Source organism: Klebsiella pneumoniae (assembly GCF_000742135.1).
GTDB lineage: Bacteria > Pseudomonadota > Gammaproteobacteria > Enterobacterales > Enterobacteriaceae > Klebsiella > Klebsiella pneumoniae.
Map to the genome: position 1 here is coordinate 4,931,483 of NZ_KN046818.1, position 21,453 is coordinate 4,952,935.

At 59.5% G+C, this 21,453-nt stretch carries 21 protein-coding genes; 9 read left to right on the plus strand and 12 right to left on the minus strand.

Annotated features, from left to right (window positions below; genetic code table 11):
• The first annotated feature begins 6 nt into the window (after window positions 1–6).
• The 3 genes from murP to DR88_RS02685 all read left to right on the plus strand — a co-directional run bounded on the left by murP (window position 7) and on the right by DR88_RS02685 (window position 2,891).
• Entirely contained in the window at window positions 7–1,440 is a 1,434-nt protein-coding gene (gene murP, locus DR88_RS02695) for a PTS N-acetylmuramic acid transporter subunit IIBC (RefSeq protein ID WP_004150245.1), read from the plus strand.
• Window positions 1,441–1,591: 151 nt separating this feature from the next.
• Complete coding sequence (locus DR88_RS02690; protein WP_002923118.1) at window positions 1,592–2,494, plus strand: DMT family transporter; 903 nt, start codon at window positions 1,592–1,594, stop codon at window positions 2,492–2,494.
• Window positions 2,495–2,600: 106 nt separating this feature from the next.
• The gene (locus tag DR88_RS02685; protein ID WP_023288085.1) at window positions 2,601–2,891 is read left to right on the plus strand and encodes a YicS family protein; all 291 of its coding nucleotides are present in this window, start codon (window positions 2,601–2,603) and stop codon (window positions 2,889–2,891) included.
• A 3-nt stretch (window positions 2,892–2,894) separates the two neighbouring features.
• On the opposite strand, the gene DR88_RS02680 is transcribed toward DR88_RS02685, so the two are convergent.
• The 4 genes from DR88_RS02680 to galB are packed head-to-tail and all read right to left on the minus strand — an operon-like array spanning window position 2,895 to window position 6,297.
• Complete coding sequence (locus tag DR88_RS02680) at window positions 2,895–3,758, minus strand: NAD(P)-dependent oxidoreductase (RefSeq protein WP_025862152.1); 864 nt, start codon at window positions 3,756–3,758, stop codon at window positions 2,895–2,897.
• 2 nt (window positions 3,759–3,760) lie between these two features.
• A complete protein-coding gene (locus tag DR88_RS02675; protein WP_032433285.1) occupies window positions 3,761–4,846 on the minus strand; it encodes a 4-oxalomesaconate tautomerase in 1,086 nt (361 codons plus the stop codon).
• The gene (locus tag DR88_RS02670) at window positions 4,847–5,560 is read right to left on the minus strand and encodes a 4-carboxy-4-hydroxy-2-oxoadipate aldolase/oxaloacetate decarboxylase (RefSeq protein ID WP_002923144.1); all 714 of its coding nucleotides are present in this window, start codon (window positions 5,558–5,560) and stop codon (window positions 4,847–4,849) included.
• Complete coding sequence (gene galB, locus DR88_RS02665; RefSeq protein ID WP_002923146.1) at window positions 5,557–6,297, minus strand: 4-oxalmesaconate hydratase; 741 nt, start codon at window positions 6,295–6,297, stop codon at window positions 5,557–5,559. Before galB ends, DR88_RS02670 begins: the two co-directional genes overlap by 4 nt.
• 127 nt (window positions 6,298–6,424) lie before the next feature.
• Here galB and DR88_RS02660 point away from each other — a divergent pair, with 127 nt between their 5' ends.
• Window positions 6,425–7,651 carry a LysR family transcriptional regulator gene (locus tag DR88_RS02660; RefSeq protein ID WP_002923147.1) on the plus strand — a complete coding sequence of 409 codons (1,227 nt, stop codon included), beginning with the start codon at window positions 6,425–6,427 and terminating at the stop codon, window positions 7,649–7,651.
• Here DR88_RS02660 and DR88_RS02655 read toward each other — a convergent pair.
• The 3 genes from DR88_RS02655 to DR88_RS02645 all read right to left on the minus strand — a co-directional run bounded on the left by DR88_RS02655 (window position 7,648) and on the right by DR88_RS02645 (window position 11,447).
• Entirely contained in the window at window positions 7,648–8,910 is a 1,263-nt protein-coding gene (locus DR88_RS02655; RefSeq protein WP_004150251.1) for a gallate dioxygenase, read from the minus strand. The genes DR88_RS02660 and DR88_RS02655 overlap by 4 nt on opposite strands.
• Before the next feature lie 13 nt (window positions 8,911–8,923).
• Entirely contained in the window at window positions 8,924–10,294 is a 1,371-nt protein-coding gene (locus DR88_RS02650; protein ID WP_002923153.1) for an MFS transporter, read from the minus strand.
• A gap of 211 nt (window positions 10,295–10,505) precedes the next feature.
• Window positions 10,506–11,447 carry a LacI family DNA-binding transcriptional regulator gene (locus DR88_RS02645; RefSeq protein WP_002923154.1) on the minus strand — a complete coding sequence of 314 codons (942 nt, stop codon included), beginning with the start codon at window positions 11,445–11,447 and terminating at the stop codon, window positions 10,506–10,508.
• A gap of 293 nt (window positions 11,448–11,740) precedes the next feature.
• On the opposite strand from DR88_RS02645, the gene DR88_RS02640 reads away from it, so the two are divergent.
• The 4 genes from DR88_RS02640 to DR88_RS02625 all read left to right on the plus strand — a co-directional run bounded on the left by DR88_RS02640 (window position 11,741) and on the right by DR88_RS02625 (window position 15,311).
• Entirely contained in the window at window positions 11,741–12,055 is a 315-nt protein-coding gene (locus DR88_RS02640) for a PTS sugar transporter subunit IIB (protein ID WP_004145041.1), read from the plus strand.
• Between the two features lie 11 nt (window positions 12,056–12,066).
• Complete coding sequence (locus DR88_RS02635) at window positions 12,067–13,389, plus strand: PTS cellobiose transporter subunit IIC (RefSeq protein WP_002923156.1); 1,323 nt, start codon at window positions 12,067–12,069, stop codon at window positions 13,387–13,389.
• A 97-nt stretch (window positions 13,390–13,486) separates the two neighbouring features.
• A complete protein-coding gene (locus DR88_RS02630; protein WP_002923158.1) occupies window positions 13,487–13,789 on the plus strand; it encodes a PTS lactose/cellobiose transporter subunit IIA in 303 nt (100 codons plus the stop codon).
• A 142-nt stretch (window positions 13,790–13,931) separates the two neighbouring features.
• Window positions 13,932–15,311, plus strand: coding sequence for a carbohydrate porin (locus DR88_RS02625; RefSeq protein ID WP_032422633.1), 1,380 nt, complete (start codon window positions 13,932–13,934; stop codon window positions 15,309–15,311).
• A gap of 201 nt (window positions 15,312–15,512) precedes the next feature.
• Here the strand turns inward: DR88_RS02625 and phnV are convergent, their stop codons facing one another.
• From phnV to phnR, 5 genes are all read right to left on the minus strand, one after another.
• Window positions 15,513–16,310, minus strand: a complete 798-nt coding sequence (gene phnV / locus DR88_RS02620) for a 2-aminoethylphosphonate ABC transport system, membrane component PhnV (protein ID WP_004145044.1) — start codon at window positions 16,308–16,310, stop codon at window positions 15,513–15,515.
• A gap of 2 nt (window positions 16,311–16,312) precedes the next feature.
• The gene (gene phnU, locus DR88_RS02615; RefSeq protein ID WP_004150257.1) at window positions 16,313–17,173 is read right to left on the minus strand and encodes a 2-aminoethylphosphonate ABC transporter permease subunit; all 861 of its coding nucleotides are present in this window, start codon (window positions 17,171–17,173) and stop codon (window positions 16,313–16,315) included.
• Complete coding sequence (gene phnT, locus DR88_RS02610; protein ID WP_004150258.1) at window positions 17,173–18,285, minus strand: 2-aminoethylphosphonate ABC transport system ATP-binding subunit PhnT; 1,113 nt, start codon at window positions 18,283–18,285, stop codon at window positions 17,173–17,175. The genes phnU and phnT overlap by 1 nt, the downstream gene beginning before the upstream one ends.
• 5 nt (window positions 18,286–18,290) lie before the next feature.
• Window positions 18,291–19,304 carry a 2-aminoethylphosphonate ABC transporter substrate-binding protein gene (phnS, locus tag DR88_RS02605; protein ID WP_023317386.1) on the minus strand — a complete coding sequence of 338 codons (1,014 nt, stop codon included), beginning with the start codon at window positions 19,302–19,304 and terminating at the stop codon, window positions 18,291–18,293.
• A 178-nt stretch (window positions 19,305–19,482) separates the two neighbouring features.
• On the minus strand, window positions 19,483–20,202 hold the full coding sequence (gene phnR / locus DR88_RS02600) for a phosphonate utilization transcriptional regulator PhnR (protein WP_002923196.1): 720 nt from the start codon (window positions 20,200–20,202) through the stop codon (window positions 19,483–19,485).
• 141 nt (window positions 20,203–20,343) lie between these two features.
• Between phnR and phnW the strand changes: the two genes are divergently transcribed.
• Complete coding sequence (gene phnW, locus DR88_RS02595; RefSeq protein WP_032443999.1) at window positions 20,344–21,447, plus strand: 2-aminoethylphosphonate--pyruvate transaminase; 1,104 nt, start codon at window positions 20,344–20,346, stop codon at window positions 21,445–21,447.
• Window positions 21,448–21,453 lie beyond the last annotated feature (6 nt).

Consider the following 21,453-nt stretch of genomic DNA (forward strand, 5'->3'; position numbering starts at 1 on the left):
CGGGCAATGGCAAAAATAACGAAAGAGATGATAGCGCGGATCCTCGCCCACGTGGGCGGCGCCGCAAACGTCGCGCAGGCGGGCAACTGCATGACGCGCCTGCGCTTGACCCTGCGCGATGAAAGTCTGGCCGACAGCGCCGCCATCCGCCAGATTGACGGTGTGATGGGGGTGATCGTCAGCGACGAGCAGTTCCAGGTGGTGCTCGGCCCCGGCAAGGCGCAAACCGCCGCCGAAATGATGAACGGCCTGCTGGAGGCGGCGCCCGCCGCCGCGCCGACGCTGGCCGACGTCGCGGCGGAGAAAAAGCAGGCGCTGAAGGGCAGGCAGACCAGCGCGGTGCAGAAGTTTCTCGCCAAATTCGCCACCATCTTTACGCCGCTGATCCCCGGCTTTATCGCCGTCGGGCTGCTGCTGGGCTTCGCCACCCTGGCGGAACAGGTTTTCGTACTGGAGAACGCCCATCCGAACGCCAGCCTGGTGGCGCTGATTGGCTATATGAAGGTCTTCAGCAAAGGGATGTTCACCTTTCTGAGTATCCTGATTGGCTATAACGCGCAGAAGGCGTTCGGCGGCTCCGGCGTGAACGGCGCGATTATCGCCTCGCTGTTCGTGCTGGGCTACAACCCGGAGGCAACTAGCGGCTTCTACGCCGGCATTTCCACCTTCTTCGGCCATGGCATCGATCCGCGCGGCAATATCATCGGCGTACTGATCGCCGCTATCCTTGGCGCGTGGGTTGAACGCCAGGTGCGGCGGGTGATGCCGGCCAACCTCGATATGATCCTCACTTCGGCGGTGACGCTGCTGATCATGGGCGCGGTGACCTTTACGGTGATCATGCCGATTGGCGGCTGGTTGTTTACCGGCATGTCGTGGCTGTTCTTGCATCTTAACGGCAACCCGTTTGGCTCGGCGGTGCTGGCCGGCCTGTTCCTGCTGGCGGTGATGTTCGGCGTCCATCAGGGGTTTGTCCCGGTCTATTTTGCGCTGGTGGACGCCCAGGGCTTTAACTCGCTGTTCCCGATCCTGGCGATGGCCGGGGCCGGGCAGGTGGGGGCGGCGCTGGCGCTGTTCTGGCGGGCGAAGCGCGATTCGCTGCTGCGAACCCAGATTAAAGGGGCGATTATTCCGGGCTTCCTCGGGATTGGCGAGCCGCTGATCTACGGCGTCACCCTGCCGCGGATGAAGCCGTTTGTCACCGCCTGCCTCGGCGGCGCCTGCGGCGGGTTCTTCGTCGGACTGATCGCCTGGCTGGGGCTGCCGGTCGGCCTGAACACGGTGTTCGGCCCGTCCGGTCTGGTGGCGCTGCCGCTGATGACCTCCGGCAGCGGAATTTACGCCGGGATGGCGGTCTACGCCGGTGGGCTGGCGGTCTCCTACCTGTGCGGCTTTGTCCTCACCTGGCTGTTCGGCAGTAAAAATGTCGATTTAAGCTAGAACGCGACTATCGGTTAATGCCCGGCGGCGGCTTCGCCTTACCGGGCCTGCAAAATAGTTACGCCGCCGCGCCCGACTACCATTTCCTGCCCCGCCGCCCGGGCGCGCGCATGCTATGATTCCCCTTTATCATATTTCGCTTGAGGAAAAGATGGGCTCCAGCAAAAAAGGGATGCTGAACGTACTGATTGCCGCCGTGCTGTGGGGCAGTTCCGGGGTGTGTGCGCAATTTATTATGCAGGAAAGCCAGATGTCGTCGCCGTTTCTGACCATGACGCGTCTGCTGTTCGCCGGGCTGATCCTGCTGATGCTCGGCTTTGTTCACGGCGACCGCATTTTCCGCGTGCTGCAAAACCGCCGCGACGCCCTAAGCCTGCTGTTTTTCTCGCTGTTTGGCGCGCTAACCGTGCAGTTCACCTTTCTGATGACCATTGAAAAATCCAATGCCGCCACGGCCACGGTGCTGCAGTTTCTGTCGCCGACGATCATCGTCGCCTGGTTCGCCCTCGCCCGCAAAGCGCGTCCCACACCGCTGGTGCTGGGAGCTATCTGCACCTCGCTGGCGGGCACCTTTCTGCTGGTGACCCACGGCAACCCAACGACGCTGTCGATTTCGCCGGCGGCGCTGTTCTGGGGGATCGCCTCGGCGTTTGCCGCCGCCTTTTATACCACCTATCCTTCAACGCTGATTGCCCGCTACGGGACGCTGCCCATCGTCGGCTGGAGCATGCTGTTCGGCGGCGCGATGCTATTGCCGTTTTACGGCGGCCAGGGCACCGATTTTGTGGTTAACGGCAGCCTGCTGTTAGCTTTTTTCTACCTGGTGGTGATCGGTACTTCGCTGACCTTCAGCCTCTATCTCAACGGCGCGCAGAAGATTGGCGGCGCAAAGGCCGGGATCCTCAGCTGCGCCGAACCGCTGAGCAGCGCCCTGCTGTCGCTCCTGCTGCTGGGGATCACCTTCACGCTGCCGGACTGGCTGGGCACTCTGCTGATCCTCGCGTCGGTGGTGCTGATCGCCATCGACTCGCGGCGGCGGGTGAGAGCCGCCTGAGCAGGCGAGAAAAAGCGCATTTTCAATAAGTTAAACTGACCACTATTTGCGTGTTTTCCCGCCTGCGCATATAGTTGACGGAAGCGATTACGGAAGGAGAAGCCTGATGAAAGCATGTTGGATGGTATGCCTGGTCACCGCCCTGAGCGCCACGTCGGTGTGGGCCGAATCACCGCTGCAAAGCCTGCAGTTCGAGCAGCAAAAACAGCAGGTGCTCAAAGCGGTGAAGGAAAAATGCGCGCCAGCAAGCCACCTCAGCGACAACGATTTTGCCAATAAAGTGCTGGCGACCGACGGTAACAAGAACGCGGTCCGCGAAGCAACGCTGGCGAAGGAGCGCAATAACCAGAAAAGCTACCAGGCCGCAATCGACAAAATCGTCTGTCCGGCCAAATAGCGGTTATTTCAGGCTCGCGACCAGCGTTTTCCAGTCAAACGGCGTAAGCTGCCTGTAGCTCAGGCTACGGGCGGCCATCTGCTCCGGCAGCTGGCGCTGGCTTTTCGCGATCGCCTCGCTCATTATCCCGGCGCTCCCCACGTCACGCAGGGTTTTCACCACCTCTTCCATCTCTTCGCTGCGCCGAATGCCATGTTCCGCCACCCGGCTGATCAGATAGTCGGGGAACGCGCCTGTCCAGCCCAGAGAGGGAAAACTATGATGCAAGGAGCTAAGCACCTCCTCCTCAACGCCGTATTCACGAGCCGCGAACAGGCATTCTGTGGTAAGCGCTTCAAGACCTTTGATCATCACGCTACGGCACATTTTTATCGCCGACACCTGGCCCACCGTACTGGCGCCATAGCGGGCATTCAGCCCCAGCCCCTGCAGACGCGGCGCGATCGCCTCCGCCTGCGGCCCACCGATCAATAACGGTGTCTGCAATCGGGCCGGCGGTACCGGCGCCATCACCGCGACATCAATGTAGGCGCCCGGCAGAAAATGTTCAGCCGCCTGCCGTTTCGTCTCCGGCGCCACGGAGTTGAGATCGAGGAAATATTGTCCCGGCTGCAGCAGCGCGGCCGCCTGCTGCGCCACCTTTAGCGCCTCACCGGCGGTCACAGTAGAAAAAACCAGCGTGGCCCCCTCCAGCGCCTGCGCCAGCGAATTTCCCACCTGAACGCGCGAATCACGGGCTTTTTTGCCCATCGCCTCTCGCTCCGGGCCATTGAGCTTGCAATCCCAAATGGTCACCGCATGCTCACGGGCCAGATCCGCCGCCAGAATGCCACCCGCCTCGCCAAAACCAATAAACGCGATTGTCATCATCACTCCTCACGCGGCCAGACGCGGGCCGGAATAAAAACCTCGCCAGCAAACAGCAGTCGCGCCGTGCGTAACAGGCCGCAGCCAGCCAGGGCGCCGTCAGCATCAAGCTGAAGCGTCACGCTAAATTCGCCTGTCGGATGCTCGACGCTGAGCAGCGGCGTATCGCCTGGCGCTACCTGCGCCAGGCCCTGCGCGACAGAGCCGGGGAGCAGACAAGCGCTGGCCACGCTCACCGCGCCAAATACGCCGATCGACGCGTGGCAGCGGTGGGGGATAAAGGTGCGGCTGCTGATGGCGCCGCCGTGTCGCGGCTCGGCGATCAGGGTCATCTTGGGCACCGTGCGCTGGCTGACGTCGCCAAGCTGCATCAGCGGCCCGGCCTGCAGGCGAATCGACTCCAGGCGACGTTTAAGCGCGTCGTCATTATCCAGCTGTTCGCGCGTCTCATAGCCGGTGCAACCGAGGTCGCACGCGCGCAGCAGGATCACCGGCATTCCGTTATCGATGCAGGTCACCTCGACGCCGTCAAAACGGTCACGAACCCGGCCGGTCGGCAGCAGCGCCCCGCAGCTGGAGCCCGCCACATCAAGAAAATGGAGCAGGATCGGGCTGGCGCTGCCCGGCACGCCATCAATACGACTCTCGCCGGCGTAGTCGACCCCGTCGGCATCGCAGGGGATCTCTGCCACCGCCAGTTGCCCCGTGTTCTCCATATAAATACGCACCCGAGTGAGCGGCGCATCGTGGCGAACCAGACCACGCTCGATGGCGAAAGGGCCAACGGCGGCAAGAATATTGCCGCAGTTTTGGCCGTAATCCACGGTGGCCGCCGCCACGTTCACCTGGGCAAACAGATAGTCCACATCGGCGTCAGGCCGTGCGGAGCGGCGGATAATCGCCACTTTGCTGGTCAGCGGATCGGCGCCGCCGATCCCGTCAATTTGCCGGGGATCAGGCGAGCCCATCACCGCCAGCAGCACCGCATCACGTCGCACCGGATCGGCAGGCAGATCGTCGGCCAGAAAACAGGCCGCTTTAGAGGTGCCGCCGCGCATCCATAGACAGGGGATTCCGCGTTGCGCCATTTATTCCTCCACCTCGTCTGCGCGGTCGTAATACCGCAGGCCCTTTTCCGCCAGACGCGGACGCATAGCGTAAATATCCAGCCCCAGCTCGCCATTGCGCATCCGCTCACGCTTCGCAAGCTCATTGCTCATGCGGGCTTCCGCTTTATGGAGCACATCACGGACCCGGGCGTGAGGCAGCACCACGACGCCATCGTCGTCGGCCACTACGACATCGCCCGGCTGTACAAGCTGACCTGCGCATATCACCGGGACGTTAACCGAACCGAGGCTCTCTTTCACCGTCCCCTGGGCATAAACCTGACGGGACCAGACGGCGAATCCCATTTCCCGCAACGTTTGCGAATCACGAATGCCGATATCGCCCACCAGCCCGACCACGCCGCGCGATTGGAGAGACGTCGCCAGTAGATCGCCGAAGAAGCCATCGCCGCACGGCGAGGTCGGGGCCACCACCAGAATATCGCCGGCGCGGCACTGCTCGACCGCCACATGAAACATCCAGTTGTCGCCAGGCGTCACCAGCACGGTTACCGCGTTGCCCGCCCGGCTGACGCCCTGCTGAATCGGACGGATTGCCGGCCCCATCAGCCCCTGACGATCCCAGGCTTCATGGAGCGTCGCCACCCCGGCCGCCTCACAGCGGCGCAAAACCGCCTCGTCATGACGCGGCAGATGGCGGATCACAAGGCCTTTTTTATTTATCAGGTTCATGCCAGGTTCTCCGTTACGCGGGGGAAGATGCTCTGGAAGGCTTCGCCGTGAACGATATCGCGCGCGGCCGTGATGCCGATATTGCGCTTGGCCTGCACCCCGCGCTGCAGCGCCACGCGGGTGTAGTATTCCCACAGATGCTCCTGACCCTGCATGCACTGAATGGCCTGATACTTTTTCTCCCAGACGGCGGTGATGTCCAGTAACACATCGGGTTTCCAGTTGCACTGCTCCGGCTGGTGCGGTTCGAAACAGTAAACCGGGGGAGCAGCGACAATTTTCTCACCGGGGCGATAGCCCTCTGCCTGGGCGATAATCCGTGCTTCCTGCGCCAGATGGGAGGCCAGCGGATGATCGTAGTTATAGGGATCGTGCAGGGAGTGCGTCAGGACAAAGTGGGGCTGGATACGGCGATACACATCCGCCAGACGAAATAGCGTCTCTTTATCGGCGCGCAGCGGATAGTCACCGATATCAAAGAATTCGACGCTGGCGCCCAGGATCGCGGCGGCGGCCTGCGCCTCTTCGCGACGCACCTGCTTCACCGCCTCCTCGGTCATGTTGCCTTTACGCCACAGTTTGGCGGACTCGCCGCGCTCGCCAAAGGATAAACAGACCACATGGACCTGATAGCCCTGCAGGGCATGCAGCGCTATCGCACCGCCCGCGCGCCAGACGAAATCGGCCGAGTGGGCGCTGACGACAAGGGCACTTTTTTCGCTAACCGGATGAGACATGATAGCTTCCTCTGTTGTTTTTTTCAGCTTGTCATGTCCCGTCGTGGGGAGGTAATTCGTTAACTTGCGAAGGCTATGATTTTTATTTATGTTGTCGTCTCACTCACTTTTTCAGGCCTGACGAACAATGCTAAAGAGAAAGCACGATAAAATTATAAATATCATGCAGCTGCGCTTTTTCTGTCAGGTCGCGCTGCGCGGTAGCGTCTCACGCGCGGCCGATGACTTATTCCGCACGCAGTCAGCGATAACCCGGGCTATTCGCGATCTTGAAGCCGCGTTGAACGTCACGCTGTTCGAACGCCATTACAGCGGCATGGTGCCCACCGAGTATGGCAAGTGCATCCTGCCGCGCGCCCGGCGGGCGATTGACGACCTACAGGCCATCCCGGCGCTGCTGCAGAAGCACCATACCCGCAGCAGCGGCCCGCTGGCGGACGCCGGCTGGCTGTTCAATACCCGCCGCTTAGCCATTTTTATTCAGCTCTATCACGTCAACCATACCCAAACCGTCGCGCAACAGTTGGGGATCACTCAGCCGGCGGTCAGTGCCGCGCTGAAGGTCCTGGAAAAAGGAGCGGATTCGGCGCTATTTCGCCGGACGCCAGAGGGGGTGCGTCCCACGCCTGCCGCGGAGCTACTCTATCCCCCGGTGAGCAGAGCGCTCAACGAGCTGGAAAACATCTGGAGCGATCTCGCTGCCCGTCGCGGGGTGCTGGAGGGCACCGTGCGCATTGGCGCCCTGCCGCTGAGCCGGACCCGGCTACTGCCCTCCGCCATCGCCGCCTTTCTGGCCCAGCACCCGGGCATCACCCTCATGACCAATGAAAGCCCGTATGAGTCGCTGGTCGCCGATATGCGGGCAGGTAATATCGATTTTATTATCGGCGCCCTGCGCCAGGATGAAGATCTCCCGGACCTCTGTAGCGAAGCGTTATTCGAAGAGGATATGTTGATTTTACTGCGTAATAACCACCCGCTGCTTCGCCATCCGGACCCGCGCAGCCAGCTGGCGACAGCGCAATGGGTGCTGCCGCGCGCCAACGCGCCGGCGCGCAATTTGCTGGATAAGGCGTTTGTCACCCTGGGGCTGCCGCTGCCCCAGCCGACGGTGGAGACCGGGGATGCGGCGATGGTGCGAGGATTGCTGCAGGGCTCCGACATGCTGGCGGCGGTCTCCGCCAGCCAGATGCGTTTTGAAACTGACAATGGGCTGCTCAGCGTGTTGCCGGTTCCCCTGCCCGATACCACCCGGCGTATCGGGCTGACGTTTCGCGCCGGCAGCCTGCCCTCCCCGGCGACGCAGGCGCTGTTGCGTTTTATTTATCAGCAGGTTCAGGACGGGGCCGTTTAACGTTTACCCGCCACCGAATAGGTTACCTGCTGGTTGCGCGTTTGCTGAAACGCCTCCAGCGTCTGCCCGCGCATCGCGGCGTAAATATGCAGGTTGGATACGCCGACCACCGCGCCCATTTTCTCCAGCAGGAAGAAGCTGGCGCCATATTGAATTAATCCCCGCCAGTCGCGCGCGTTGAGCAACAGCTGTTCCTCCTCACTCAGTCCGGCTTCGGCATAAAGCGACTGAGGCGACTGCAGAAAACGTTCGCGCCAGGCAGGCTCAATCAGCCGATGCAGGAAACGGTTAAGCCGCAAGCCATTCAGGCTGCGCTCGTGGGTAAAAGGATAGGTTCCCGGCAGTTTCTCCACCCCGGCCAGCTGCTGCGCCATATGCTGGCGATGGCGCGTCAGGGTATCGACGGGGGGCAGGCGCGCATTGTTCTCAAGGATCAGCGTGGCGATACCGGTCATCGACGGCAGGTAATAGTCGCGCCAGGTTTCGGTGACATTGGCTGATAGCGCGCCGCGCATCACCAGCCACATGATCACTTCGGACCCCTCCATCCCCCCCAGCTCGGCATATTCGCCAAGGGTCATTTCGGTAAGCTTTTCCGGGTCATTAACCAGCATATCAACAAACTGGGCATCCCAGTCGGGATTATTAAATCCGCAGCGCTCGCCATGAACCTGATGCGAGAGCCCGCCGGTCGCGACAATCGCCACATTGATATCTTCCGGGAAGCTTTCAATCGCCCGGCGCAGCGCCTGGCCGAGTTTGTAACAACGGCGCGCGCTTGGTACCGGAAATTGCAGCACGCCGATCTGTAACGGGATCACCGCCGTCGGCCACCCCTGCGCTTCATCCCAGGGCAACAGCGCCGAAAGCGGCGAGAAAAGGCCGTGGTCGAGCTTTTTATCCATAAAGAACGACATATCAAACTCGTCGGCCATCAGGCTGGCGCCAATGTGCCTTGAGAGCGCCGCGTTGCCCTGGACCGGCGGCAGGCAGCGCGGTCCGCCGCCCTCATCGGCAACGTCATATTGACTATCGATTCCCAGCGTAAAAGTCGAATAGTGATCGAAGAAAAAGGCGGTCACATGGTCATTAAAGATGTACACCAGCGCATCCGGTTTTTTCTCCTCCAGCCAGCGCTGCAGCGGTTCGAAGCTCTGGAAGATCGGCGCCCACGCCGGATCCTGCTGTTTATGATGATCGACCGCGAAGCCGATAGTCGGGGTATGAGAGACGGCGATACCGCCGAGAATGTTAGCCATCAGATAACTCCACTTATCGGTGTTCGAGGGGGGATGACAAAGCGTCAAGTTCTGCCTCTGTGAGTCGAGGCTTAGCGTGATTCATACGGTGCAACAAAATACAGATCCCCGCCAGACAGGCCGGCAGCGCAAGCACCAAAAAGATCGACGAGTGTCCCGGCACTGCCAGCATCAGCATCCCGCCCAGCGTGGAGCTGAGGATAGCCCCGGTACGGCCGATACCATGCATCCAGCTGACGCCGGTAGCGCGGATCTCGGTTTGATAATAGGCGGGCGAATAGGCCTGCAGACCGTTCTGCGCGCCGTTAATGCACATCCCGCTGATAAAAATCAGCACCGACAGCGCCGCCGAACCGAAATCCATCACCCCCTGGGACAACAGGCACAAACAGCCGAGGAAATAGGTTGCCGCAATCACGGCTTTCGCCGAAGCGCGATCCATCAGCATACCGACAAGGATCCCGCCCAGCGGGCCGCCGAGCTGGAACAAGCCGGTCATCATCGCCGCCTGCTGCAGCGACAGCCCGCCGGAGCGGAGAATGGTTGGCAGCCAGCCGTTCAGCAGGTAAATCACGAACAGCCCCATAAAATAGGTTAACCACAGCGCTATTGTGCCGCGGGCATAGCCATGCCGGAACAGCTGCGCCACTTTGCTGCTCCGCGTGATGGGCGGCGCATTCAGCTGGAAAACGGTTTCAGCCGTAAACTGGCCCCCAAGCCGGTTAAGCGCCCTGGCGATCTGCTCGCCCGGTAGTCGGCGCGCCACCATGTTCATCGCCGACTCTGGCAACATCACGATCATAAAGGGGAGCACCACGAGCGGCAGCACGCCGCCAAAAACCAGCGCCGAGTGCCAGCTGTAATGCGATAACAAACCGGCGGCGATAAAGCCGCCGAGGCCGGAACCCACGTTAAAACCGCTGTACATCAGGGTGATCATCACCCCTTTACGCCGCTCCGGCATATATTCCGCCACCAGCGTGACGCAGTTGGGCATTACGGCGCCAAGGCCAAGGCCGGTGAGAAAACGCATCAGCGCCAACTGCGTCGGGCTTTGCGCCACGGCGCCGGCCAGGCTGAACAGCGCAAACAGCGCCACCGACCAGAGTAAAATTCGCTTTCGGCCGTAGCGGTCAGAAAGCGGACCCGCTACCAGGGCGCCAATGGCGACGCCGAACATGGCCGCCCCAAGAATCGGCCCCATTTCGGCCCGGCTGATGCCCCAGTCTTCGATGAGCGCCGGGGCGACAAAGCCCATCACCGCGGCGTCATACCCATCCAGCATAATGATGATGAAACAGAGCAGCAGCACGTTCCATTGAAAGCGCGAGACCGGGCGGGTATCTATCCACGCTTTCACATCGACAACGTTCGTGTGATTCATAGGGTGACTTCCTCAAGCAGGCGGTACGAATGTTCTGGTTAGTGTTTTTTGAGTGGAACTTTCGTACTCAACTTAAGGCAGGTCACGCAGGCTGTCCGGTTCGAAAATCCGGCGTCAGATATGAGTTTTATTTATAATGTGAGGGATACGACAAAAACCAGCCAGCAAAAAACCCGCAGCCAACGGCGGCGGGTCAGGGCAAGAGCAGCGTTTAGTGCTTCGGAATAATTAAATCGCCGCGCAGCGGGCTGCCGCCCGGGTTGTCCGTTTTCTCGGTCAGCCAGTTGACGATCCGCGACGCCATCGCGTCCATGGAATATTCAATCGCCGGGATAGTCGGGATACCGGGCAGCTGTAACGATCCGGCGAGGCTAAACACCATGACATTTTGCGGAACGGCGCGGTTAAACGCCTGCAGCTGCGGCACCACGCGCTGCGCCTGCTGTTCATCGCTCACCAGCAGCGCGTTAAAGTTCAGCGTAGTGGCGTTATTGACCAGCTCCTGCACCGCCACCGACGGCGAGGTGTTATCCAGAAATACCAGGTTGCGATTAAACGGCAAAAAGTTTTTTTCCAGCGCGTGCTTGTAGCCCAGCAGCACCTGGTCGGCAAAGCCGCTGCTCTGCGGATGAATCAGCGCAATCTGCCGTCTCCCCTGGCTAATCAGATAGTGACAGGCGGTTTCGGCGGCGAAAGCATGATCGAACTGAATACTGTTGTCGCCTTCGCTATCGAGGCAGTCCACCAGCACCACGTCCGGGCGGTTAATATTCAGAGGAAAACGCGCGCCGATGATCAGCACGTTATCGCACAGCCCGCAGGTCAACTCCTCCAGAGAGTTCATCACGCCGTGGCTGGTGTTGGCGAAGCGCAGCAGCAGGTGTTTCTGGTGCTGGCTGAGCTGTTTTTCCAGGGCGTAGAGATAGCTGGTGGTTTGGTTGATGTTGTCCTGGGCGCAGATGACGCCGATGCAGCCGGTGGACTGGCTGAGCAACGACTGGGCTATCATGTTTGGCCGGTAATTGAGCGCTTCCGCCGCCTGCAGCACCGCCTGACGACTGGCTTCCTTCACGCCACGTGAGCCGCTCAACACTCGCGACACCGTGGCTTTGGAAACCCCGGCAAGTCGTGAAACATCATTGATTGTCGACATCATTTTCCCCTGCGCGGGCGCCGCGTCCCGCCAAAATCCTGTAAACCTGAATCGCTTCAATTGTGACCAGCGCAGTATATCCATTTCGCCATTTGTTTGGAAACCGATTTTCCATTTCAGCGCAAAACATCGCCAAATCGACAGAATAATGTGAGCGAAATCCAATAAATCCGCCCTATAAGCAGGAGATCTTGACCACTATCACAGTTCTGCTTTTTATGAATGGAAACCGGTTTCCGTCTGATATCAAATCACCCACGCAATAACTTTTTACATTTTGAGGATGGTCGTCGATGTACAAGATTATGCTGTGCTGCTCTGCCGGGATGTCCACCAGTCTGCTGGTCAGAAAGATGGTTGAGGCGGCGAATGAACGTGACCTGCCGGTGCAGATTGACGCCTATGGCGTTTCCGAATTTGACATGCAGTTTCCGCAGTATCAGGTGGTGTTGCTTGGCCCCCAGGTGAAATACATGTTGAAAACCCTGTCTGACAAAGCGGCTTCCCTGAACATTCCCGTTCAGCCCATCGATACGATGGACTACGGTATGCAGCGGGGAGACAACGTCCTGAATTATGCTCTGTCGCTGATCCCAGCGGCGCACTGAGAGGTGTTGAAATGAGTTCTCTGTATCAGTCCATGATTGCCGTGATCGAGCAATCTATTACTCCGCTGGCAGGACGCCTTGGGCAGCAGAAATACGTTATCGCTATCCGCGATGGCTTCACTGCCGCCTTGCCGTTTATGATCATCGGCTCTTTCATGCTGGTATTTATCTTTCCGCCGTTTTCACCCGATACCACCAACGGCTTTGCCCGCGGCTGGCTTGATTTCTCCCAGCACTACCGCGAACAGCTGATGCTGCCGTTTAACCTCAGCATGGGCGTGATGACCTTCTTTATCTCGGTCGGCATTGGCGCCAGCCTCGGTCGTCAGTTTCAGCTCGATCCGGTGATGTCCGGTCTGCTGGCGTTTATGGCTTTCCTGCTGGTCGCCGCGCCCTATGCCGATGGCAAAATTTCCACTCAGTATCTGTCCGGTCAGGGCATTTTCACCGCGCTGATCACCGCCATCTACTCCACCCGCGTTTACGCGTGGCTGAAGCAAAACAACATTACGATTCGTCTGCCGAAAGAGGTCCCCACCGGCGTCGCCCGTTCGTTTGAAATCCTGATCCCGGTGCTGGTGGTTATTGCGACTCTGCATCCGCTGAATCTGTTTATCGAAGCGCAGACCGGGATGATCCTGCCGCAGGCGATCATGCATCTGCTGGAGCCGCTGGTTTCCGCCTCCGACTCGCTGCCGGCGATTTTGCTCTCTGTTCTGATGTGCCAGATTTTCTGGTTCGCCGGTATCCACGGCTCGCTGATTGTTACCGGCATTATGAACCCGTTCTGGATGGCCAACCTGTCGGCAAACCAGGCGGCGCTGGCGGCTGGCACGGTACTGCCGCACGTCTACCTGCAGGGCTTCTGGGATCACTATCTGCTGATTGGCGGCGTCGGTTCTACCCTGCCGCTGGCCTTCCTGCTGCTGCGTAGCCGGGCCACCCATCTGCGCACCATCGGCAAGATGGGCATCGTGCCGAGCTTCTTTAATATCAACGAGCCGATTCTCTTCGGAGCGCCGATCATCATGAACCCGATGATGTTTATCCCCTTCGTCTGCGTACCGATGGTCAACGCGGTGCTGGCTTACGGCGCGACGCGTCTTGGCTGGCTGAGCCAGGTGGTGTCGCTGACGCCGTGGACTACGCCGGCCCCAATTGGCGCGTCGTGGGCGGCTAACTGGACCCTGAGCCCGGTGGTGATGTGTCTCATCTGCATGGTGATGTCGGCGGTCATTTACCTGCCGTTCCTGCGCGCTTATGAACGTTCCTTAATGAAAACCGAAGTTGAGAAAGCCAAAAATAGCGTTCCGGTAGCAGAAACCGTTAGCTAATCCCTCTCCTTCCGGAGAGATAATAAGATGACAGCGTAATAATGCAGAAAATGGACTTTCACTGCATTATTAAATAATAAATACCTCAGGAATACACATGATTGAATTAGAAGATGCGGTAATGGAAATTATCGTTAATGCGGGACAGTCACGCTCATTATGTTTTGAAGCGCTGCATGCGGCCCGAACCGGAAATATCGACGAAGCGCGCTTACTCTTAAACGAGGCCGACGGCTACGCCCGCCGGGCGCATCAGATGCAAACCCAGCTCATCGGGCAGGATGCCGGTGAAGCGCGTCAGCCCATGACGCTGATTATGGTACATGCCCAGGATCATTTGATGAATTCGCTGCTGGCCCGCGAGTTCTCAGAAGAATTAATCCATCTGTACCAGCGTTAATTAATATGGAATAACGTTAGCGAGAATATTATTCTCCGGCGTCGCTGTACCCTAAAAAAAATCAGCTTATTTTGGCTATTTATTCTAGCCAGAATGGGATGGTTATTATCTGAAATATATTAATTATTAAAGCGAGATAACCATGAATACTGTAAAAAAACTGCCTTTAGCCATGGCAGTGGTCGCCGCGCTGTGCCCAATTTCTGTCATGGCGCAAGAATTTACGCAGGAACAGATCGACGCCATCGTCGCCAAAGCCGTTGATAAAGCGCTGGCCGACCGCCAGGCAAAAATCGACGCCGCGGCCAACAAAAAGGTCGACGTGATTACTAACCCGGAAACCACCGCCGCCTCGCCGGATATGGCCATTCCGTTCGGCCTCAAGTTCAGCGGCTACGCCCGCTATGGCGCCCACTTCCAGACCGGCGACCAGAAATATGTCGGCGTCGACGGCTCCTATAACGGCGCCTCGGCGATCGGCCGTCTGGGCAACGAAAGCAACGGCGGCGAATTCCAGATCAGCAAGGCCTTCAAAAGCGCGCAGGGGGCTATCTGGGATCTTAACGTGATGTTCGACCACTGGAGCGACGAAGTTAACCTGAAGAAGGCCTACGTCGGCGTCACCAACGTGCTGGAATCCAACCCCAACGCCTATATCTGGGCCGGCCGCGACTTCCACCAGCGTCCGCAACAGGGGATCAACGACTACTTCTGGATGAACCACGACGGCCAGGGCGCCGGGGTGAAGAACTTTGATATCGGCGGCGTGCAGTTCGACGTGGCGGCGGTCTCGCAGGTGAAATCCTGTAGTCCGGAAGTGATGGCCGACGAGACCAACCCGTCGCGCATCACCTGTACCGGCAGCTCCGACACCGGCGACAACGGCCACTACGCGCTGACCACCAAAACCCACAACATCAAGGCCGGGCCGATCGACGTCGAGGTGTACGCCAACTACGGCTTTGATTCGAAGGCGGTGGACAGCGACGCGCGTCTCGAAGCCTGGCAGGGCGGCCTGGTGCTGAGCCACACCAACGACAGCGGGGTAAACAAGGTGATCCTGCGCTACTCCGACAACTCGGATAACAGCGTCTACAACAAAACCGACGACCTGACCACGGTCTACGCCAGCTTCGAGGGCAGCCATAAGTTCACCCAGCAGGCGCAGATCGAATACCTGCTGGCTTTCCATGACTACGACAACGGCAAAGATAATACCGACAACCGCAAAAACTACGGCGCCATCGTCCGGCCGATGTACTTCTGGAACGACGTGCACTCCACCTGGCTGGAAGCGGGCTACCAGCGCGTGGATTACGACCAGGGCGGGGATAACCACGGCTGGAAGCTGACGCTGTCGCAGAACATCGCCATCGGCATGGGGCCGGAGTTCCGTCCGATGCTGCGCTTCTACGTCACCGGCGGCCAGGTGGACAATGAGCATACCGCGAAGGTGAACGGCACCCAGGACCAGCAGCTGGATTCGCTGAACGTCGGCGGGATGTTTGAGGCGTGGTTCTGATGCGATAGCGTTGCCGAAGGAGCGTTCCCGGCTGGCGCTACGCTTAGCCGGGCTACAACGGGTGCGATCCATTTATGCCGGATGGCGGCATCAATGCCTTATCCGGCCTACGTTCCTTCCTGCGGGCTCCCCCCCCCAGGACCGGCAAGCGCAGCGCCGCCGGGCGGTCGGGCGCCGTACCTGCGTGGCGTCATCAATTCTTTATCTCTGGCTTAATCGGCGGGCGATGCGCTCAAGCTTCATCATCAACAGCAGCGTGACGCCCACCAGCACAATGGTCAGCGCCGAGCCATCGGCGATATTGCCGCGATCGGTGAGGCTGAAAATGGTCACCGGCAGCGTCGTCCAGCCCGGCGGATAGATCATCACCGTCGCCCCTAGCTCTCCCATCGACAACGACAGGCTCAGCGCCAGCGCCGAGATCATCCACGGCGTCATCAGCGGCAGCGTCACATGGCGCAGGCGATACCACGGCGAAGCGCCCAGGCTGGAGGCGACGTTTTCAATATCAGCGGAAATACGCGCCAGCCCGGTCGTTACGTTGCTGAAGGTAAAGGCGGAGATCAGCACGAAGTGCGCCGCCAGAACGATAAAGAAGGTGCCGTTCATCTGCAGCGGCCCCTGGCTAAACGCCACCAGAATGCCCAGTCCGACGGAAACCGAGGGGATAGCGCTGGGCAGATAAAACGCCAGGCCAAGATATTTCTGTAGCGTCGCGCCATACTGGCGCAGCGCCAGCGCCGCCCACATCCCGCACAGCAGCGCCAGCAGGCTGGCGCAGAAGCCCACCATCAGGCTCGAAAACAGCGAATCCCACGCCGCGCCGCGAAAGGCGTTAACAAAGTGGGCAAAGGTAAAGCCGGTGGGCAGCAGGCCGTTCCATTGTTTACTCAGGCTGGAGAGTAAAATCACCGCCAGCGGCAGCAGGAAAACGCCGGCAAAAAGCGTCACCGCCAGCGCGCCCGCCGCCGCGCGGCCTTTACGCGACCAAATCAACATCGTTAACTCCTTACGCCAGTGCGCGCCGCCGCCAGCCGATAGAGCATAAACAGCCCCAGCGACAGCAGAATATTGATCAGCGCAATCATGCAGGCCACGCTGTAATCCGACTCCAGAATCGCCTTGCTGTAGACCATCATCGGCAGGGTATTGACCCCTTTGGCGCCAATAAACAGCACGATCCCGAACTCGTTAGTGGTCAATAGCAGGCACAGGCTGCCGCCCGCCATCAGCGCCGGGAGCGCCGCCGGGAAGATAACCTGAGTAATCACCCGTAACGGATGAGCGCCGAGAATACTCGCCGCTTCCAGCTGGCTCTTATCTATCTGCCGCAGTCCCGCCATCAACGGACGCATCACCAGCGGCGTAAAGACGGTAATCTCCGCCAGAATCACGCCGTTAATCGAATAGAGGAAGTCTACCGGCGGCAGTTCAAAAGCAAACAGCGCCATCAGGGTGCCGTTGAGCAGCCCCGCCGAGCCGTAAATAAAGGTGAACGCGAGAGTGATAAGAAAGGTCGGCAGCGCAATAAAAGTATCAATGACCCGGCCCACCAGTTGGCTGCCGGGGAACGGAATAAACACCAGAATCAGCGCCAGGACGCTGCCGAGCACCAGGCAGCCAAGGGTAGCGAACACCGCAATCTGTAAGGTATTGAGCAGCGCGCCAATAAAGCGCTTAGAGTCGATCACCTGCCAGAAGGTCTCGAGGCTCAGGTTGCCGCTGGCGTCGCGCAGCGCCTGTTCGGCGATCAGCAGTAGCGGATAGAAAAACAGCGTCGCCAGCACCAGCAGCGGCAATGCCAGCCACAGGTAAGGCCGTAAGTTTCGCGCCGGACGCGCAAGCGTGAGGGTTTGCGCCATCATTGCACCTCGATCAGAACCGCATCGCCAGGTTCGAAGTAGAGCGCCAGCTTGTCCCCCGCGCGCGGCAGCGGGTTCACGTGGGTCATCACAATCCGCACCGCTTCGCCGGCAACATCGCACAGCAGATGCGTCAGATCGCCCTGCCAGTGTACCGAGGTCAGGGTAGCATTGAGACGATTACTGGTTGCCGATCGCGGCGCCAGGCTCATGTGCTGCGGGCGAATGCATAACAGCTTGTTGTTGCCATGCAGGCCGCCCCGGCTGAAGGCGTTAATCAGGCCGCCGCCACAGCTCACGCTAACCAGCCCCGGCTCGGGGCTGTCTTTCAGCGCCGTCGCCTGCAGGATATTGGCGCGGCCGAGGAATTCGGCGCTAAAGCGGTTCGGCGGATAGTGATAGAGCTCGTGCGTTTCGCCGTGGGCGATTAGCGACCCGTCTTTCATAATGCCGATTTTGTCCGCCAGGGTCAGCGCTTCGGTCTGATCGTGGGTGACGTAGAGAATGGTCAGTTCCGGCAGTTCGCGATGCAGACGGGCAATCTCTTCCACCATGTTATGACGAATTTGCGCATCCAGCGCCGACAGCGGTTCATCAAGCAACAGCACCCGAGGACGCACGGCAATCGCGCGGGCTATCGCCACGCGCTGCTGCTGGCCGCCGGAAAGCTGATGCGGGTAGCGGGTGGCGTAATCCGCCATGCCGACGATTTTTAAGGCTTCGGTCACCCGTTCGGCGATAAGCCCCCTGGGCTGCTTCTGCGCCCGCAGGCCGAAAGCAACGTTATCTTCCACCTTCATATGCGGGAACAGCGCGTAGTTCTGCACCACCATCGCCAGCCCGCGTTTGTACGGCGGCAACTGGGTGACGTCAGTATCGCCGATCAGGATCCGACCGCCAGCCGGTTGCACAAAACCGGCAATCGCCCGCAGCACCGTGGTTTTCCCGGAACCGGAAGGGCCTATCAGCGCCAGCACCTCACCGGGTTCAATGGTCAATGACAGCGGTTTTAAGACCACGTTGCCGTGGTATGAAACGCGCAGCGAGTCCAGGGTGATCCCGGACGTCCCCGCCAGCGACGGGGAAGAAGTGACGGTGGTTTTCATCAACATCAGGCTTACTCGCTATCGGTCACTTTATGCCAGCGGGCAATGTCAGCCGACAGCGATACCGCGACATCATCCCAGTTCGGCTCCCAGCTCTTCACGCCGTCGAGCGCCGCTTTCGCCGCCTTAAAGTTAGCGTCATCCGGCGCTACATCGCTGCGTACCGGCAGGCCCCAGGAGCGCGCGCTGACGCTGGATTGCGCTGGTTTATCCAGCAGGAAATTGATCAGCTTCTTGCCGTTTTCGCTGTTCGGTCCGTTCTGTACCAACCCGATGGTGTAGGGCAGCGCCAGCGCGCTGCGCTCGCCTTTATCATCCGCCGGCCAGAAAATTTTAACGTTCGGGTTACGCGCCATCTGCGACAGGTTCATCTGCAGATCGCCGTTGGCGACGTACAGCTCGCCTTTATTGACCAGCGCCGTCAGCTTACCGGTCGAGGCCGATGGGCCAACGTTATTGGCCTGCAGCTTACCCAGATACGCAAAACCGGCGTCTTTACCGCCGAGGCTATGGAACGCCTGCAGCATCACCGCGGTACCGTCGCCCGCCTGACCCGGCGTGGAGTACTGCAACTTGTTCTTGTAGCGGCTATCCAGCAGATCCTGCCAGCTGGCCGGCGCGGTTTTCAGCAACTGGCTGTTATAGATGAAGGTCAGATAGTTGTTCACCAGCGGCGCGTAACGGTCGTTAGCGCCGGGGATCTGCGCGCTTCCCTGCGGAGTAAAAGTTGCCAGCAATTGCTCTTTCGCGGCGCGCTGGATAAACGGCGGCACCGTGACCAGCACATCAGCCTGCGGATTGGTGCGCTCCTTGGCCAGACGCTCGACGATCGCGCCGGAGCCGCCTTCCACATACTGCACTTTGATGCCCGTCGCTTTGGTGAAGGCAGCGAACTGGCTCTGATACCAGCTGTTATCGCCGTCATGCAGGCCGTCGGCGGAGTAAACCGTGACGACGCCGTCCGCCCAAACCGGAGAGCTGGTCAGCGCGAACAGGGACAGCAGAGCAAGTCGGGAGAGTTTCATCGTGTAAGCCTCATCGGATAGTCAGTTATTCTGGTGTAGACCAGATTTAGCTTCACGCTACCGGGGGTTTATGACAAAACGATGAAAGAAGTGTGTCGAAGGAGTTAAAACGAGCGGGATGCGTAGCCCCGGCACGCGCTAGCGCCACCGGGGAGATCAAAAAATTTAACTAATAAAATCAATGGGTATCGACTTCGATCCGCAGGCTATCATGCCGCCAGTATTCAATATCGTAATCGAGAATACGCCCGTGCTGATCGTAATTCAGCCTGCGCAACAGCAGCGCCGGGCGCCCCTCCATCACCCCCAGCGCCTCGGCGGCCTGCGGCGGCATTGAGGTGGGATAAAACGACAGATGCATACTGGTATAGATCAGTTCGTAGTGAGTTTGATAAATCTCGGTCAGACTGCCGTTGAGATCGTGGCGCAGCAGCTCAGGCACCCGCGCGGGCAGACAGTGGTTTTCGCAGTAGCATACCGGCCGCCCGTCGGCATAGCGCAGCCGGGTCAGCAGGTAGACCTGATCGAAGGGCTGCAGCGCCAGCGGCGCCATCACATCCAGAGGCACGGCAGCCAGGCGGCCATCAAGCAGCACCGTTTTCGGTTCGCGCCCCTGTTCGAGACACAGCTTGTGGAAGTTGGTATTTTGCGTCGGATCCAGCCATAGACGCTCCGGCGTCACAAACCAGCCGCGGCGGTCGGCGCGGTAAATCACGCCGCTGGCCTCCAGCTGCGCCAGGCTCTCACGCACCGTAATCCGCGTCGTGTTGAACAGCGCGCACAGCTCGCGCTCGGAAGGCAGCTTGTCGCCGCTTTTGAGGGCGCCGTTTTGAATACGCGCCTGCAGCTGCGCCTTAATCATCAGGTATTGCGGCATCTCGCCAGAGGGTGATTTCATGTTTACTCACTGCCACTTTTCGTGCGCTCATTATACATAGCCAGATGAATTTTTTGTTGCAGCGCCACATTTCCTTTGACCCTGTCCCGGCTTTGTCTCCATGATAACTATAAATCTGGTATAGACCAAATGGTGAGACAAATGACTTCACGAAATTACCTGCTGCTGACCCCCGGCCCGTTAACCACCACCCGTACGGTGAAAGAGGCAATGTTGTTCGATAGCTGCACCTGGGATGATGATTACAATCTCGGCGTGGTACAGACCATTCGCCAGCAGCTGGTGCAGTTGGCTACCCCGGCCGACGGTTATACCGCAGTGCTGCTGCAGGGTAGCGGCAGCTACGCGGTCGAAGCGGTGCTCGGCAGCGTCATCGGCGAACAGGGCAAAGTGTTGATCGTCAGCAATGGCGCCTATGGCGCGCGTATGATTGAGATGGCGCAGCTGATGGGCATCGCCTGCCACCCTTACGACTGTGGCGAAGTCTCCCGTCCGGACGCGGCGGCGATCGAACAGATCCTGCAGAACGACCCGGCGATCACCCATATCGCGATGGTACACAGCGAAACCACCACCGGCATGCTGAATCCGATCGAAGAGGTGGCCGAACTGGCGAAACGGTACGATAAACGCTATATCGTCGATGCGATGAGCAGCTTCGGCGGCATTCCACTGAATATCGCCGCGCTGAATATTGATTACCTGATAAGCTCCGCCAATAAATGCATTCAGGGCGTGCCGGGCTTTGCCTTCGTGATTGCCCGTGAAGCGGAGCTGGCCGCCTGCAAAGGCCGTTCGCGCTCGCTGTCGCTGGATCTGTACGCCCAGTGGCGCTGCATGGAGGACAACCACGGTAAGTGGCGCTTCACCTCGCCGACGCATACCGTGCTGGCCTTCGCCCAGGCGCTGAAAGAGCTGGCGCAGGAGGGCGGCGTCAGCGCTCGCCATCAGCGCTACCGCAACAATCAGCGCCGTCTGGTGGCAGGGATGCGCGCGCTCGGCTTCCGGCCGCTGCTCGACGATAGCCTGCACTCGCCGATCATTACCGCCTTTTATTCACCGGATGCGCCGCAGTATCGCTTTCACACCTTCTACCAGAAGCTGAAAGATCAGGGCTTCGTTATCTATCCGGGCAAAGTATCGCAAAGCGACTGCTTCCGCATCGGCAACATTGGCGAAGTCTACGACGCCGATATCACCGCCCTGCTGGCGGCTATCGACAACGCCATGTACTGGAAACAATAAGGAACC

Excerpts from the sequence above, each read along its gene's own strand:
- phnU (WP_004150257.1), bottom strand. The coding sequence starts at position 17,173 with ATGGCGCAAACCCTCACGCTTGCGCGTCCGGCGCGAAACTTACGGCCT.
- phnW (WP_032443999.1), top strand. The coding sequence starts at position 20,344 with ATGACTTCACGAAATTACCTGCTGCTGACCCCCGGCCCGTTAACCACC.
- DR88_RS02675 (WP_032433285.1), bottom strand. The coding sequence starts at position 4,846 with ATGGCGCAACGCGGAATCCCCTGTCTATGGATGCGCGGCGGCACCTCT.
- DR88_RS02645 (WP_002923154.1), bottom strand. The coding sequence starts at position 11,447 with ATGTCGACAATCAATGATGTTTCACGACTTGCCGGGGTTTCCAAAGCC.
- DR88_RS02650 (WP_002923153.1), bottom strand. The coding sequence starts at position 10,294 with ATGAATCACACGAACGTTGTCGATGTGAAAGCGTGGATAGATACCCGC.
- phnT (WP_004150258.1), bottom strand. The coding sequence starts at position 18,285 with ATGTTGATGAAAACCACCGTCACTTCTTCCCCGTCGCTGGCGGGGACG.
- galB (WP_002923146.1), bottom strand. The coding sequence starts at position 6,297 with ATGTCTCATCCGGTTAGCGAAAAAAGTGCCCTTGTCGTCAGCGCCCAC.
- phnR (WP_002923196.1), bottom strand. The coding sequence starts at position 20,202 with ATGAAATCACCCTCTGGCGAGATGCCGCAATACCTGATGATTAAGGCG.
- phnV (WP_004145044.1), bottom strand. The coding sequence starts at position 16,310 with ATGTTGATTTGGTCGCGTAAAGGCCGCGCGGCGGCGGGCGCGCTGGCG.
- DR88_RS02625 (WP_032422633.1), top strand. The coding sequence starts at position 13,932 with ATGAATACTGTAAAAAAACTGCCTTTAGCCATGGCAGTGGTCGCCGCG.
- DR88_RS02670 (WP_002923144.1), bottom strand. The coding sequence starts at position 5,560 with ATGAACCTGATAAATAAAAAAGGCCTTGTGATCCGCCATCTGCCGCGT.
- DR88_RS02660 (WP_002923147.1), top strand. The coding sequence starts at position 6,425 with ATGCTAAAGAGAAAGCACGATAAAATTATAAATATCATGCAGCTGCGC.
- phnS (WP_023317386.1), bottom strand. The coding sequence starts at position 19,304 with ATGAAACTCTCCCGACTTGCTCTGCTGTCCCTGTTCGCGCTGACCAGC.
- DR88_RS02685 (WP_023288085.1), top strand. The coding sequence starts at position 2,601 with ATGAAAGCATGTTGGATGGTATGCCTGGTCACCGCCCTGAGCGCCACG.
- DR88_RS02680 (WP_025862152.1), bottom strand. The coding sequence starts at position 3,758 with ATGACAATCGCGTTTATTGGTTTTGGCGAGGCGGGTGGCATTCTGGCG.
- DR88_RS02630 (WP_002923158.1), top strand. The coding sequence starts at position 13,487 with ATGATTGAATTAGAAGATGCGGTAATGGAAATTATCGTTAATGCGGGA.
- DR88_RS02655 (WP_004150251.1), bottom strand. The coding sequence starts at position 8,910 with ATGGCTAACATTCTCGGCGGTATCGCCGTCTCTCATACCCCGACTATC.
- murP (WP_004150245.1), top strand. The coding sequence starts at position 7 with ATGGCAAAAATAACGAAAGAGATGATAGCGCGGATCCTCGCCCACGTG.
- DR88_RS02640 (WP_004145041.1), top strand. The coding sequence starts at position 11,741 with ATGTACAAGATTATGCTGTGCTGCTCTGCCGGGATGTCCACCAGTCTG.
- DR88_RS02635 (WP_002923156.1), top strand. The coding sequence starts at position 12,067 with ATGAGTTCTCTGTATCAGTCCATGATTGCCGTGATCGAGCAATCTATT.
- DR88_RS02690 (WP_002923118.1), top strand. The coding sequence starts at position 1,592 with ATGGGCTCCAGCAAAAAAGGGATGCTGAACGTACTGATTGCCGCCGTG.